The 15,308-nt window shown below is 70.8% G+C and carries 10 protein-coding genes; 6 read left to right on the forward strand and 4 right to left on the reverse strand.

Annotated elements, in window-relative coordinates; translation table 11 throughout:
* Nucleotides 1–1,673: M28 family metallopeptidase (locus D588_RS0119020; RefSeq protein WP_026143885.1), on the reverse strand; the 1,673-nt coding region annotated here is incomplete at its 3' end.
* 266 nt (nt 1,674–1,939) lie between these two features.
* Nucleotides 1,940–2,347, reverse strand: coding sequence for a hypothetical protein (locus tag D588_RS0119025; protein ID WP_232764332.1), 408 nt, complete (start codon nt 2,345–2,347; stop codon nt 1,940–1,942).
* A gap of 532 nt (nt 2,348–2,879) precedes the next feature.
* Between D588_RS0119025 and D588_RS0119030 the strand changes: the two genes are divergently transcribed.
* The 6 genes from D588_RS0119030 to treA all read left to right on the forward strand — a co-directional run bounded on the left by D588_RS0119030 (nt 2,880) and on the right by treA (nt 13,283).
* Nucleotides 2,880–4,343 (forward strand): glycoside hydrolase family 5 protein, encoded by a 1,464-nt coding sequence (locus D588_RS0119030; RefSeq protein ID WP_051067893.1) that lies wholly within the window; start codon nt 2,880–2,882, stop codon nt 4,341–4,343.
* A 254-nt stretch (nt 4,344–4,597) separates the two neighbouring features.
* Nucleotides 4,598–6,064, forward strand: coding sequence for a glycoside hydrolase family 5 protein (locus D588_RS0119035; protein WP_017917108.1), 1,467 nt, complete (start codon nt 4,598–4,600; stop codon nt 6,062–6,064).
* 164 nt (nt 6,065–6,228) lie between these two features.
* Nucleotides 6,229–9,114: a pitrilysin family protein gene (locus D588_RS0119040; RefSeq protein ID WP_026143887.1), complete on the forward strand. Its 2,886-nt coding sequence runs from the start codon at nt 6,229–6,231 to the stop codon at nt 9,112–9,114.
* Between the two features lie 276 nt (nt 9,115–9,390).
* Nucleotides 9,391–10,170 (forward strand): DUF72 domain-containing protein, encoded by a 780-nt coding sequence (locus D588_RS0119045; RefSeq protein WP_017917110.1) that lies wholly within the window; start codon nt 9,391–9,393, stop codon nt 10,168–10,170.
* Between the two features lie 127 nt (nt 10,171–10,297).
* Nucleotides 10,298–11,221: a GAF domain-containing protein gene (locus D588_RS0119050; RefSeq protein WP_017917111.1), complete on the forward strand. Its 924-nt coding sequence runs from the start codon at nt 10,298–10,300 to the stop codon at nt 11,219–11,221.
* A 367-nt stretch (nt 11,222–11,588) separates the two neighbouring features.
* The gene (gene treA / locus D588_RS0119055) at nt 11,589–13,283 is read left to right on the forward strand and encodes an alpha,alpha-trehalase TreA (RefSeq protein ID WP_017917112.1); all 1,695 of its coding nucleotides are present in this window, start codon (nt 11,589–11,591) and stop codon (nt 13,281–13,283) included.
* A 73-nt stretch (nt 13,284–13,356) separates the two neighbouring features.
* On the opposite strand, the gene D588_RS0119060 is transcribed toward treA, so the two are convergent.
* Nucleotides 13,357–14,130: a lytic transglycosylase domain-containing protein gene (locus tag D588_RS0119060; RefSeq protein WP_017917113.1), complete on the reverse strand. Its 774-nt coding sequence runs from the start codon at nt 14,128–14,130 to the stop codon at nt 13,357–13,359.
* 440 nt (nt 14,131–14,570) lie between these two features.
* On the reverse strand, nt 14,571–15,308 hold a 738-nt coding region (locus tag D588_RS0119065), incomplete at its 5' end, for a hypothetical protein (RefSeq protein WP_017917114.1).

Consider the following 15,308-nt stretch of genomic DNA (forward strand, 5'->3'; position numbering starts at 1 on the left):
CACTTGGCGGGCGCGGCTTGGCGCTGTGCGGCGCTGGCGTCGCGGGTGGCGCGGAACTCGGAGTCGCGGCTCCAGTTCGGCCACTGCGTCGAATTGGCCAGTTCCTCGCCCAGCGTGTACAGCACCTGCATGTCGCGCGCGGCGCCGGCGAAGGTCCAGTTCGGCTGCCATTCGTCGCCGGGCTGGTGGTAGCGCTTGGCGGTGTAGTCGTCCGAGGCGGCCTTGCCGGCCGCCACGCCGCCGTCCACCCAGTCCTGGCCGGCGGCGAAGGACAGCGCCGGCACGCCGCGCTTGGCGAAGGAGAAGTGATCCGAGCGGAAGAAGTAGCCGGCTTCCGGCTTCGGGTCGGGCGTGTAGCGCAGGTCCCAGCCCTTGGCCACGCGCTTGAGGTCGTCGAGCAGTTCCAGCTTGGCGGTGCCGTAGATGCCGAAATCGCGCGAGGGCCCGAACGGGCTCATGCCGTCCATGTTGATCACCGCCACCGTGCGCGCCAGCGGATACAGCGGCTTGGAGGCGTAGTACTCCGAGCCGAGCAGGCCCTTTTCCTCGGCGGTGACCGCCATGAACACCACCGAGCGCTGCGGCGCCGGGCCCTTGGCGAAGGCGCGGGCCAGTTCCAGCAGCGCGGCGACGCCGCTGGCGTTGTCCAGCGCGCCGTTGAAGATGCGGTCGCCCTTGGCGTCGGGCGCGCCCACGCCCAGGTGATCCCAGTGCGCGGTGTAGATGAGGGTGTCGTCCGGCCGGGTCTTGCCGGGCAGCCGCGCGACCACGTTGTGCGAGGTGATCACCTCCGACTTCACCGCGTAGTCGGCGTACAGGCGCTCGCCCTTCAGCTCCACCGGCTTGAAGTCGCGCGATTGCGCCTGCTTCTTCAGCGCATCGAAATCCAGCCCGGCACGCTTGAACAGGTCCACCGCCAGGTCGCGCTGGATCCAGCCCTCCAACTCCGGGTGCACCGACTTGGGATCGTCGCGGACCACGTCGAACATGCTGTTGGTGTTGGAGTTGGCGACGGTGGCCCAGCCGTAGGACGCCGGTGCGGTCTCGTGCACGATCAGCACGCCGGCCGCGCCCTGCCGCGCGCCTTCCTCGAACTTGTAGGTCCAGCGGCCGTAGTAGGTCATGCCCTTGCCGTCGAACGCGCCCTTGCCGGTCTCGAAATCGGGGTCGTTGATCAGCACCACCGCGATCTTGCCCTTCAGGTCCACGCCCTTGAAGTCGTCCCAGCCGCGCTCGGGCGCCTTGACGCCGTAGCCGACGAACACCAGCGGCGCGCCGTCCAGGGTCACCTGGCTGCTGCCGTCGAGCGCGGCGCGCACGGCGATCTGCTGGCCCTGGGTCAGGGCCTGGCGCTGGTCGCCGCTGGCGATGGCCAGCTGCGGGGTACCGACGATGTCGGCGCGGCGCAGCGGCACCGCCTGGGTCCACAGGCGCTTGCCGTCGCGCAGGTCGCCGCCGGGCTGCAGGCCGGCCGCCTGGAACTGCGCGCTGAGGTAGGCCACGGTTTTCTCCTCGCCCGCCGAGCCCGGGGCGCGGCCCTCGTAGGCGTCGGAGGCCAGTGTCTTGACGTCGGCGGACAAGCGCTTGGTGTCGAAGGTCGGTGCGGGCGGCGGTGCCGCCAGGCTGGCGCCGGACAGCGCAAGCGCCAGCAGGCTCACGATCGGTCGTTTCACGGAGTTCCCTCGGCAGACACAAAGAACCTCGAGTGTAGCGGCGCGGCCAAGCGATCGGCAGGGGCCGGGGGCCCTTCGGGCGCGCGGTCCTCCGAGCACTGATGTGCTGGGACGCACCATCATCCGCGCGCACGCCGCCTGCGGCTGCGCGTGCGGCAGGGACGCGCGAGGAAATGGACGCTCGCCCGGGACTTCCGTGGCTGGAGCCCGCGGGCCGGCTGGCGCCCTGCGGCCGCAGGCCAGCACCGGCCGGGCCGCGGCAGCGCTCAGCGTCCGCGCAGCCGATCCAGCGCCAGCGAGAGCAGCATGGCGCCGACGCCCCCGGCAAGCACGCAAGATCCCAGCCAGCTGCCGGGCTCGCGGAACGCGTCGCGGTGGCTGTTGATCCAGGCGATGAGCGCACCGACGCAGACGGCCGACATGGCGGCACCAATCACCCCCACCAGCAGATGCGCGCGCCAGCCACGCAGGCGGGGCCAGGCATAGGCGGCGAACAGGCCGGTCAACAGCCCCGGCAACGCGCCGAAGATGCAGGACATCAACGCCATGAGCAGGAGAAGCGGCAGCGCATCGCCGAAGCCGCCGGGCTGCCCCCACGTCCAGAAAAACGCCAACGGCAGACCGACGACCAGCGTGCCCAGGAGCGGCCCGACGATCGCGAACGCCAGCGCCACGCCGCTGCGGACCAACCAGCGCGGCGCCCCATTTCCCGGGGGCACGCCATCCGGCTGCGCGCACGCAGCGGTCGCGGTGTCCGCCGGGGCAGGCGCCGGCGCTGCGGACGGCGGTAGCGGTTCCCGACTCACGCGCGCCGCGCTGCGCCGGCGCCGCAGCTCGCACGGAAGGCGGAATCGGGGCGCCAATGGGGCCACTGCACCGCGAAGGACAGGTTTGGACGTTGCACGAAGATCCCTCTCGGCAGGCATGAGCGACCGAGTGTAGCGAGGCGGCCGCGGGACCGGCGAGGGCCGGGCACCCGCCAGACGTGCGCTGTCGCAAAAATTTATTGTGATAAACCGCTCAAATACGAACCTGAGCATGCTCTAATGCCGCGCTCGCGCATCACGGGGCCGCGCCGATCCGGTGGCCACGCCGATCGCGTGCCCCTCCCGGCTTCCACCCGAGCCGGGCGCGGCGTCCGTTGCCCCTACCCTCACCTGGGCCGCTCCGACTGCGGGGCCGGCCCGCTTCCGGAGACCTGCAGAGATGTCGATGTCCCCTCTCACCCGCATCACCCGTTGCGTGCTGGCCGCCGCGCTGCTGGCCGCCAGCGGTTCGGCCTGGAGTTACGCCGTCAGCAAAGGCACGGTGGTGGACGACCGCGGCAACGCGGTGCAGCTGCGTGGCGTCAACTGGTTCGGCTTCGAAGGCAGCGCGCACACCGTGCATGGCCTGTGGGCGCGCAACTGGAAGGACATGATCACGCAGATGCAGGGCCTGGGCTTCAACGCCGTGCGCCTGCCGTTCTGCCCGCAGACCCTGCGCGGCGTCGCGCCGACCAGCATCGACTACGGCCGCAACCCGGACCTGCAGGGCCTGAATTCGCTGCAGGTGCTGGACAAGGTGGTCAACGAGTTGAGCAGCCGTGGCATGTACGTGCTGCTGGACCACCACTCGCCCGATTGCCAGGGCATCTCCGAGCTCTGGTACACCGACTCCTACAGCGAGCAGCAGTGGCTCAGCGATCTGACGTTCGTGGCCAAGCGCTACGCGTCGGTGCCGGGCGTGATCGGCATCGACCTGAAGAACGAGCCGAACGGCCGCAACACCTGGGGCACCGGCAACCTCAAGACCGACTGGAACAAGGCGGTCGAGCGCGCCTCGGCGGCGGTGCTGAAGGTGGCGCCGAAGTGGCTGATCGTGGTCGAGGGCATCACCGACAACCCCACCTGCTCCAGCAGCTACGGCTACTGGTGGGGCGGCAATCTGGAACCGCTGACCTGCACCAAGCTCAACGTGCCGGCCAACCGCCTGCTGCTGTCGCCGCACGTGTACGGCCCGGACGTGAACTGGCAGCCCTACTTCGGCGACAGCAGCTTCCCGGCCAACATGCCGGCGATCTGGGAGCGCCAGTTCGGCCAGCTGACCCAGCTCGGTTACACCATGATGATCGGTGAGTTCGGCGGCAACGAAGGCCGCAACCAGGCGCAGGACCCGATCCTGCAGAAGGCGCTGATCGACTACCTGGTCAAGAAGAACATCCGCAGCGGCTTCTACTGGGCCTGGAACCCGAACAGCCGCGACACCGGCGGCGTGCTCGACGACGACTGGACCACCGTGCGCACCGAGAAGATGACCGGGCTCAAGCGGCTGTGGGGCGACACCAGCGGCACCACGCCGACGCCCACTCCGACCCCGACGCCCACTCCGGAGCCGACCCCGACCCCGACCCCCACGCCGACCCCGGCCCCGGGCAGCGCCAGCTTCAGCACCAAGGTCATCGTCGACAGCGACTGGAACGCCGGCTACTGCGAACGCGTGCAGGTGACCAACAGCGGCAGCGCCACCGGCAACTGGGCGATCACCCTGTCCATCAGCGGCACCGTCAACAACCTGTGGAACGCCACCTGGAAGCAGTCGGGCACCACCCTCAGCGCCAGCGGCGTGGACTGGAACAAGACCCTGGCCCCCGGCGCCACCGCCGAGTTCGGGTTCTGCGCCGCCCGCTGAAGACGGCGCCATCGCCCCGCGCAGCGCGCGGGGCGCAACCTCAACGGCAGCGTCCCACGACGCTGCCGTTGGCGTTTTCAGCAGGCGACGGCGCGGCCGTGGACATCACCACAGCACCTGCGCGCAATCCGTGGACAAGCCCGTCTTCTGCAACGGCAGTCACGGCCGCCATGGCGGACACTGCCGATCATCGCCGCCAAGTATCCGCCCCCTTGGCCGGCGCACTCCGCACCGGCCACCCTCGGAGCATCGCGATGAACCGATCCCTGCATTCCCGCATTACCCGCTGCCTGCTGGCCGCGGCGCTCGTGGTCGCCAGCGGCTCGGCCTGGAGCTATGCCATCGACCAGGGCAAGGTGGTGGACGACGCCGGCAACGCCGTGCAATTACGCGGCGTCAACTGGTTCGGTTTCGAGACCTCGCAGCACACCGTGCACGGCCTGTGGGCGCGCAACTGGAAGGACATGATCACGCAGATGCAGGGCCTGGGCTTCAACGCCGTGCGCCTGCCGTTCTGCCCGCAGACGCTGCAGGCGGTCTCGCCCGGCAGCATCGACTACAGCCGCAATCCGGACCTGCAGGGCCTGAACTCGCTGCAGTTGCTCGACAAGGTGATCAACGAACTCAGCAGCCGCGGCATGTACGTGCTGCTCGACCACCACACCCCGGACTGCAACGCGATCTCCGAACTCTGGTACACCGGCAGCTACAGCGAGCAGCAATGGCTGAATGATCTGAGCTTCGTGGCCAACCGCTACGCGTCGGTGCCGGGGGTGATCGGCCTGGACCTGAAGAACGAGCCGCACGGCGCCGCCACCTGGGGCAGCGGCAATGCCGCCACCGACTGGAACAAGGCCGCCGAACGCGCGTCGGCGGTGGTGCTGAACGCGGCGCCGAACTGGCTGATCGTGGTCGAAGGCATTTCCAACACGTCCACCTGCTCCAGCGACACCGCGCACTTCTGGGGCGAGAACCTGGAACCGCTGGCCTGCACCCCGCTGGCCATCCCGGCCAACCGCCTGCTGCTCGCCCCGCACGTGTACGGACCGGACGTCTACATGCAGCCGTACTTCAGCGCGTCCAATTTCCCGGCCAACATGCCGGCGATCTGGGAGCAGCACTTCGGCCAGTTCGCCCAGGCCGGCCACGCGCTGCTGCTGGGCGAGTTCGGCGGCAAGTACGGCCAGGGCAACCCGCTGGACGTGCAGTGGCAGAACGCGCTGGTCGACTACCTGATCGGCAAGGGCATCCACAGCGGCTTCTACTGGTCGTGGAACCCGAACAGCGGCGACACCGGCGGCATCCTCAACGACGACTGGAGCACGGTGCGCACCGACAAGGTGACCCTGCTGAAGAAGCTGTGGGACAGTGACGGCAGCAGCACGGGCGGTGGCGGTGGTGGCAACGGTGGCGGTGGCAACGGTGGTGGCAATGGCGGCGGCACCACGCCCACGCCGCCGCCGTCCGGCAGCAGCTTCAGCACCAAGGTGCTGGTCGACAGCGACTGGAACGCCGGCTACTGCAACCGCGTGCAGGTGACCAACACCGGCGGCAGCAGCGGCGACTGGAGCGTCACCCTGTCGATCAGCGGCACCGTCAACAACCTGTGGAACGCCACCTGGACCCAGTCGGGGACCACGCTCAGCGCCAGCGGCGTGGACTGGAACAAGACCCTGGCCCCCGGCGCCACTGCCGAGTTCGGGTTCTGCGCCGCGCGCTGAGCGCGCCGCCGCGCCCCTGACGCCACCCGCACGGCCCTTCCCCCGGGCGGGCCGTGCGCGAGGCCGGCCGCCCACGCGGTGCCGCGCGGTGTGCCATCAGTCACGTTCCCGCCGCCGCCGCCGCCCCTCTATGCTGGCGCACTGTCCACACTCAGGCCCGGCCCATGCTCCGTCCCTTGTCGCTGTTGATCTCCAGCATCCTCACCCTCGGCACCGGCGCCGCCCTGGTCGCCGCGCCGTCGGCCCTGGCCGCGGCCACGCCGGGCCAGGCGACCGCGCCGGAAATCGCCTACACCCGCTTCACCCTGCCCAACGGCCTGACCGTGGTGGTGCACGAGGATCACAAGGCGCCGGTGGTGGCGGTGAGCATCTGGTACCACATCGGCTCGGGCGACGAGCCGGCCGGCAAGACCGGCTTCGCGCACCTGTTCGAGCATCTGATGTTCTCCGGCTCGGAGAACCACAAGGGCACCTACTTCCAGCCGTTCGAGAAGGTCGGCGCCACCGACATGAACGGCACCACCTGGTTCGACCGCACCAACTACTTCGAGACCGTGCCGACCACCGCGCTGGACACCGCGCTGTGGATGGAATCGGACCGCATGGGCCACCTGCTCGGCGCGATCGGCCAGAAGGAACTGGACACCCAGCGCGGCGTGGTCCAGAACGAAAAGCGCCAGGGCCAGAACCGCCCCTACGGCCGCGTCGACGAGAACATCCTGGCCAACATCTTCCCGGCCAACCATCCGTACCAGCACGACACCATCGGCTCGATGGCCGACCTCGACGCGGCCTCGCTGGACGACGTCAAGCAGTGGTTCCACGACAACTACGGCGCCGCCAACACCACCCTGGTGCTGGCCGGCGACATCACCGTGGCGCAGGCCAAGGCCAAGGCCGAGCAGTACTTCGGCGACATCCCCGCCGGCCGCCCGGTGCCGCGCCAGCAGCCGTGGATCACCCCGCTGGCCAAGCAGACCCGCGGCGTGCAGCACGACCACGTCGCGCAGCCGCGCATCTACCGCACCTGGGTCGCGCCGCAGCTGGGCACCGACGACGCGGTGCTGCTGGACCTGGCCACCACCGTGCTCGGCGGCGGCAAGACCAGCCGGCTGTACCAGCGCCTGGTCTACCGCGACAAGCTGGCCGACGACGTCTCCGCCGGCCTGCAGTCGTTCGCGCTGGCCAGCCAGCTGCAGATCACCGCCGACGTGAAGGAAGGCGTGGACCCGGCCAAGGTCGAGGCCGCCATCGCCGACGAACTGCAGAAGTTCCTGGCCGAAGGCCCCACCGCCGACGAACTGCAGCGCGCGCAGGTCGGCTACCGCGCCGGCTTCGTGCGCGGCCTGGAGAAGGTCGGCGGCTTCGGCGGCAAGGCCACGGTGCTGGCCGAGGGCCAGGTCTACCGCAACGATCCGGGCGCCTACAAGAAGGACCTGCAGCGCGCACAGGACGCCACCGTCGCCAGCGTGCGCAAGGCCGCCGACACCTGGTTCGGCAAGGGCGACTACCTGCTGACCGTGCTGCCGGCGCCGGAAGGCTTCGACCCGGCGGCCGAGGACAAGGCGGTCAAGCCGCTGCCGGCGGCACCGGGCAAGCCCGCGCCGAAGGTGCCGGCCAAGGGCAACTACAGCGTCGGCAAGTCGCAGGTGGACCGCGCGGCCGGCGTGCCGGAGACCAGCCAGTTCCCGAGCCTGAGCTTCCCGCAGCTGCAGCGCGGCAAGCTCAAGAACGGCATCGAGGTGGTGCTGGCCGAGCGCCACACCATCCCGGTCACGCAGATCCAGATGCTGTTCGATGCCGGTTACGCGACCGACCGCGGCAGCAAGCTCGGCACCGCCAACTTCACCGCGGCGCTGATGAACGAGAGCACCCGCAACCTGGATTCGGTGGACGTGGCGCAGCGCCGCCAGCGCCTGGGCGCGATGACCAGCGTGTCCTGCGAACTGGACAGCTGCGACGCCTCGCTCAACGCGCTCAACGACCAGTTGGCGCCGTCGCTGGAGCTGTTCGCCGACATCGTGCGCAACCCGGCGTTCAAGGCCGACGACATCGAGCGCATCCGCGGCCAGTGGCTGGCCTCGATCGCGCAGGAGAAGACCCAGCCGCAGGGCCTGGCGCTGCGCACCCTGCCGCCGCTGCTGTACGGCCCCACCCATCCGTACGGCGTGCCGCTCACCGGCACCGGCACCGAGGCGGCGATCAAGAGCCTGACCGCGGGTGACCTGAGCGCCTTCCAGAACAACTGGCTGCGTCCGGACAACGTGCGCATCCTGGTCGCCGGCGACACCACCCTGGCCAAGATCATCCCGCAGCTGGATGCCGCGTTCGGCGACTGGCAGGCCCCGGCCGGCAAGCGCCCGACCAAGAGCCTGCCGCAGGTGGCCGCGCAGCCCAAGCCGCGCGTGTTCCTGATCAACCGCGACGACGCCCCGCAGTCGCTGATCCTGGCCGGCCTGCTGGCGCCCTCGACCAAGGCGCCGAACAACCTGGCGATCGGCGTGGCCAACGGCGCCTTCGGCGGCACCTTCACCTCGCGACTGAACATGAACCTGCGCGAGGACAAGCGCTGGGCCTACGGCGCCAACAGCTTCATGATCGACGCGATCGGCCAGCGCCCGTTCCTGTTCTTCGCCCCGGTGCAGACCGACAAGACCGCCGAATCGGCCGCCGAGATCCTCAAGGAAGCCAAGGCCGTGGTCGGCGACAAGCCGCTGACCGCCGCCGAGATCGCCAAGATCAAGGAACAGCGCGTGCGCGCCCTGCCGGGCAGCTTCGAGACCACCGGTGCGGTGCTCGGCGCGATGGAAGGCATCGTCCAGTACGGCCGCCCGGACGACTACGTGCAGACGCTGAAGACGCGCCTGGAAGCGGTCGACCAGCCGGCGGCGGAAGCGGCGATCAAGGAGATCGTGGCGCCGCAGGCGATGACCTGGGTCATCGTCGGCGACCTCAAGCAGATCGAAGCGCCGGTGCGTGCGCTGAAGCTGGGCGAGGTGCAGGTGCTGGACAGCGACGGCCAGCCGGTCAAGGCGAAGGCCAAGCCGTAACGCCGCACACGCATGGCGGGGCTGCCCCGCCATGCGCCACGCGCCGGCGCCGGCGCCAGCATGGGCGTCGGCGCCATCGCAACGCATCGCCAACGCGCGATGCGACATGCGACATGCGACGACAGTGAGTGAACGCGCAGGCTGCAGGCATCGACCTTCCCTGGCATGCGCGCGGGTCGCGCATGGATCGCCAAGGCGGCGCGGCGCGCCTGTCCTTCACGGCGCCTGGTCGCAACGCTTGCTATCCGACAGGCCTGCCCGCGCCTGCCCTCGCCGATGCCGACCGCTTTTCCCCGACGCACCGACGCCGCCCCCCGCATCCGCGTCGGCTGCGCCGGCTGGTCGATCGCCAGCACGCAGCGCGGCTTGGTCGGCGATGGCGCCAGCCAGTTGGCGCGCTATGCCACCCGCTTCGACGCGGTCGAGATCAACTCCACGTTCTACCGCGCCCACCGCGCCAGCACCTACCAGCGCTGGGCCGACAGCGTGCCGACGCATTTCCGCTTCTCGGCCAAACTGCCACGCACCATCACCCACGACGCGCGCCTGTCCCGCGTCGGGCCGCTGCTGCAGACCTTCCTCGACGAGGTCGGCCATCTCGGCGACAGGCTCGGCTGCCTGCTGGTGCGGCTGCCGCCGAGCCTGGCCTTCGATGCACGCACCGCCGCCACGTTCTTCGCGATGCTGCGGCGCCGCTGGCACCGCGGCATCGCCTGCGAACCGCGCCACGCCAGCTGGTTCAGCGCGCGCGCCGAGGCGCTGTGGCAGCGCCACCACATCGCGCGCGTAACCACCGACCCGGCCCTGACTGCCACCGCCGCGCAGCCGGCAGGGGCGGCGCCGGCCTACTGGCGCTGGCACGGCGCTCCGCGCCTCTACTACAGCGCCTACGCCGATGCCACGCTGCGCAACCTGGCCGAGCGCGTCCTCGCCACCACGCCGCACCCGCACGAAGCCTGGGTGATCTTCGACAACACCGCGCTTGGCCACGCCCTCGACAACGCCGCCACGCTGCAGGCGCAGCTGCGCGCGCTCGGCGTCGGCGCCGCCGACTGATCGCCAACGCGTGGCCGTCGACGCTTGGCGTGCGCCGCGTCACGCTTGCGCGCTTGTCCACGCGACCTCGCCACGCCCTGCGGTATGGTGCTGCGCCTCGCGATCCGCACCAGACCCGACGCCGCCCATGACCGATGAAGCCCAGCGCCAGCGTGTCCTCGACAGCTACCGCATCGTCGACAGCCTGCCCGAGGCCGCTTACCAGGACATCGTGCAGATCGCCGCCACGCTGTGCGACACGCCGATCGCGCTGCTGTCGCTGCTGGACCGCGACCGGCAGTGGTTCAAGGCCCGGCTCGGCCTGGAACTGCCGCAGACCGAGCGCAGCCAGGCGGTGTGCGATCACGCGATCCGAGAGCCCGAACAGCTGCTGGAAGTGCCCGACCTCGCCAACGACCCGCGTTTCGCCAATATCTCGGTGGTCCGCGGCGACACCGGCGCGCGCTTCTATGCCGGCATGCCGTTGGTGACCGACGAGGGCATCGCCTTGGGCACCGTGTGCGTGCTGGACACCACGCCGCGTGAACTCAAGGACGCCCAGCGCGACGGCCTGCGCGCGCTGGCGCGCACGGCCATGCGCCTGCTCGACGCGCGCCGGGATGCGCTGCAGCGTCAACGCGAGGCGCTCCTGCAAGCGCACCCGGTTGGCGACAACACGGACTCCGGCACCGGCGGCCGCTACCGTGTGGTGATCCTGGAAGTGCAGGAACTGGCCGCGCTGGCCGAGCGGCAGAGCGAACGCCTGCTGGGCAGCAGCCTGCAGCAACTGGATCGCACCCTGGCCAGCTACGTGCACGACGGCGGCGCCGATACCGTGGACCGCGCCACCGAGCACGCCGAGTTCATCGTCATGCTGCACGGCGCCGATGCCGAAAAGAAGCTGCGCGGCCTGCGCGAGATCGCCGCACGGCAGCAGGCGCTCGGGCTGACCGTGCTGGTCGGCGACGCCCAGGCCGCGCGGGCGGACGAGCCGATCGGACAGGTGTTCCTGCGCGCCGAAGCCGCGCTCAGCGCCGAGAAGGACCGCCAGCGGCCGCAGCAATCGCCCTGATCTGCGGGCGTATCGCCGACCGGCGCACGTGGCCCGCTGACGCCCCAGCTCCCTGATCCGCAGTGGGCAAGCGCCTACGCGCACCGGCCTTGGCGTCGCGCTGAACGCCCAGCCGCCCCGATCTGGGCGAGCGGCGCCAACCATTCTGCAGATGACGTGCACCGGCTGACCCGGCGACTGGCAGCCACGCCCGACCAGCGGCCCCGTTCTTGCATGCCCCAGGCGTCGCGGTCCCTCACCGGTACGAGCCGGGCGGCGCGCGGCCGCCAGGGCAGGATCGGGTGGGCCACGCACCGGATCCGGCCGCGCGCCCCCGTCTCCGCTTCGGTCGTTTACCATGCCGCACGCATCCTGCTCTGGACCCGACATGAGCCATGCCGCTCCTCCCTGTTGCACCCCACTGCTGAGCCTGTCGCTCGGCCTGTTGCTGGGCACCGCCGACACCGCCATGGCGGAGGCCGCGCCCGCGACCACGCTGACCGCGCCGGCACCGCCGCCGCAGACGCCTGACCTGGCCTACCCGGAACTGTTCCAGGCGGTGCAGCAGCAGGAGTTGTTCGACGACCAGAAGCACTTCGTCGACGCGTTGCCGCTGCGCGACCCGGCGCTGATCAACGCCGACTATCTGGCGCAGCGCCAGCAGCCGGGCTTCGACCTGCGCCGTTTCGTCGCCGCCAACTTCGAGGAATCCGGCCCGGTGCAGACCGAGGCGATCCGTCAGGACACCGGCCTGCGCGAGCACATCGACGCGCTGTGGCCGCTGCTGGTGCGCCGCCAGGTCGACGTGCCGCCCTACAGCAGCCTGCTGTCGCTGCCGCACCCCTACGTGGTGCCCGGCGGGCGCTTCCGCGAGGTCTACTACTGGGATTCCTACTTCACCATGCTCGGCCTGGTGGAGAGCGGCGAGCACGAACGCAGCCGGCAGATGCTGGACAACTTCGCCTACCTGATCGACACCTACGGGCACATCCCCAACGGCAACCGCACCTACTACCTGAGCCGCTCGCAGCCGCCGTTCTTCTCGCACATGGTGCAGTTGCAGGCCAAGGTGGAAGGCGATGCCGCCTACGCGCGCTACCTGCCGCAGTTGCAGAAGGAATACGCGTACTGGATGGAAGGCGCGCAGACCCTGGCCCCGGGCAGCGCGCATGCGCACGTGGTGCGGCTGGCCGACGGCAGCCTGCTCAACCGCTATTGGGACGCCCGCGACACGCCGCGCCCGGAAGCCTGGCTGCACGACGTGCGCACCGCCGCCGAGGCCAAGGACCGCCCCGCCGCCGAGGTCTACCGCGACCTGCGCGCCGGCGCCGAGAGCGGCTGGGACTATTCCAGCCGCTGGCTCGGCGACCGCAAGACCCTGGCCAGCATCCGCACCACCGCCATCGTCCCGGTCGACCTGAACAGCCTGCTCTACCACCTGGAGAGCACCCTGGCCCTGGCCTGCGCCAAGAACCCCGGCGCGGCCGGCTGCGATACCGACTACGCGGCCCTGGCCAGCGCGCGCAAGACCGCGATCGACAAGCACCTGTGGAGCGATGCCGGCTACTACGCCGACTACGACTGGCAGCAGCGCCGGCTGCGCGACCAGGTCACCGCCGCGGCGCTGTACCCGCTGTTCGTCGGGGTCGCCTCGCCGGCACGGGCCAAGCGCAGCGCCGACACCGTGCAGGCGCAGTTGCTGCGCCCCGGCGGCGTGGCGACCACGCGCCTGCACACCGGCCAGCAGTGGGACGAACCCAACGGCTGGGCGCCGCTGCAGTGGATCGCCGTGGACGGCCTGCGCCGCTACGGCCAGGACGCGCTGGCGCAGCGCATCGGCAGCCGCTTCCTGGCGCGGGTGCAGGCGCTGTTCGCGCAGCAGCACAAGCTGGTGGAGAAGTACGGCGTGGACGCGCAGGCCAAGGGCGGCGGCGGCGGCGAGTACGCGCTGCAGGACGGCTTCGGCTGGACCAATGGCGTGACCCTGTTGCTGCTGGATCTGTACGCGGCGCCGGCCGCGGCGCCGACAACGCCGCACGCGCAAGCAACGGCCGAAGCCGAGGCGGAGGCCGTCGCGCTCTGAGCCGCCGCGGGCGGCACCGCGGCCACGCCGCGTCCGCCTGCCCCTCCGTCGACGCCGGCGGTGGGCGCCGCCGCTATTGCGCAGGCGTCTCCACGGCCATCCCCATCGCGATGCGGTAGCGCTGGTACAGCGCCATCACCTTGTCGATGTACGCGCGGGTCTCCGCGTACGGCGGCACGCCGCCGTAGCGCGCCACCGCGCCGATGCCGGCGTTGTAGGCCGCCGCGGCCAGCACCCGATCGCCGGCGTAGCGGCGCAGCAACGCGCGCATGTAGCGGGCGCCGCCGTCGATGGACTGGTCGGCCGCGAACGGATCGCGCACGCCGTACTCCCTGGCGACCTCGGGCAACAGTTGCATCACCCCCTGCGCGCCCTTGGGCGAGACCGCGGCGGCCTCGAATCCGCTCTCGGCATGCGCGATCGCGCGCAGCCACGGCTCGTCGACCCCGGTGGCGCGCGCCGCGGCGCGGAACTGTTTGGCATGCGCCTGCAGTTGCGGCGCCCCGAGCTTGCCCAGTCCGGGATGCGCCACCTCTCCCGGCGGCGTGACCGCAGTGAAGCGCAGATACGGCCGCGAGCCCGGCAGATTGCGCGTGGAGTAGACCAGTTGCCCGTCCTGCTCGCGCTCGTACAGGGTGCCGCTGAACACGCCGAGGTTGCCCCACAGATTGGGCGTGGCGATCGCCGCATCGTCCAGTTCCCTGGGGGTGCAGCGCGAACCCGGTTCCGGCGCGGTCGCCAGGCTGACCGTGCCGTCGCGCACGCAGCGGTACACCGTGCGCGCTGTCGCGTCGGCGACGACGCCACAGCACAGCAGCAGGCACAGCACGGAACGGGCAAGCGGCATCGGCGACACACGCTCGGATGGGATGGGCGCGCATCATCGCGCAGCGCGCGTGGACGCAGGTGACGGCCTGTCGCTCGGCGCTGTTTCCGACACGGGTCTCGGTAGGAGCTGCTTCAGCAGCGACCAGGCTCCTGCACACCACGATGGCACCAGACTCCACGCGTCGGGACTGAAGTCCCTCCCACAGGGGCATGCGGCACGCTGGCTGGAACATCGTGGGCGGGTTTCTGGTCCCGATTGCTTCAGCGGCCGGATAGCGCACCGCCTTCGCTCGTCGCGCCTGAAGCCGTTCCTACAAGAACGTGCAGCACACGGCCTGGGCGCACCGTGGGAGAGACTTCAGTCCCGACTGCTGCCAAGGTCGAATCGCTCGCGGCCTCCGCTCTTCGCGATTCAAGCAGCGACGACCATTGCATGCGTCCTCCGACCTGCACGCCCGCCTACGGCGCACACGCCGCCAGCTTCTGATCGGCGTACCACAGCGCGCGCCGCGCCAGGTCGTAGGCGCTGTCGGCCTCGCGCGGCAGCAGTTGCTGCGCGCGGATCGGGTCGGCGCCCTTGGCCATGGCGGTTTCCACTTGCAGCAGCGCATCCAGGTGCTGCTGCACCGGCGCCAGCAGGCGCGCGCGCTGCGCCGCCGGGCAGGCGCCGCGGCGTTGCTGCATGTCGGCCAGGGCCTGGCGAATCCGCCGACTGGCTTCGCCATCCAACCCGGGCGCCTTTTCGAAGGCGATCGGCGCGGCCTTGTAGGCATCGCCGGTGGCCTCGCTGCCGAGGTCGCTGGCGCGCTCGTGCAGCGCCGGATTGAAACGCACGTCCGGCGGCGGCCGCGCCACCGCCGACTGATGGGTGTTCTTGGGCAGCAGCTGCTTGATCGCCCGGTCGATGCCCTGCACCGCGACGTCGCCGAGGGTGCCGTCGCTGGCCCAGTCCTTGTCGAAACGGGTCGACCGGTAGTCGATCGGGTTGGGCCGTTCGAGCAGACGCCTGGACTTGGCCACGTCGCGCGGATTGAGCGTGCCCGGCGGCGTGCCCTGCGCCTGCGCGAACGGGTCCACCGCCACCCCATCCGGCAGGCGCGGATGGCCATCGCCGGTATAGAGCGTCGCCGCCATGCCGGTCGCGGCCGCGGCGGGCGCGCTCGGCGTCTGCGAGGGCGAAGACGGCGGCGCGGCGGC

The sequence above is a fragment of the Xanthomonas sp. SHU 308 genome, from assembly GCF_000364645.1.
GTDB lineage: Bacteria > Pseudomonadota > Gammaproteobacteria > Xanthomonadales > Xanthomonadaceae > Xanthomonas_A > Xanthomonas_A sontii.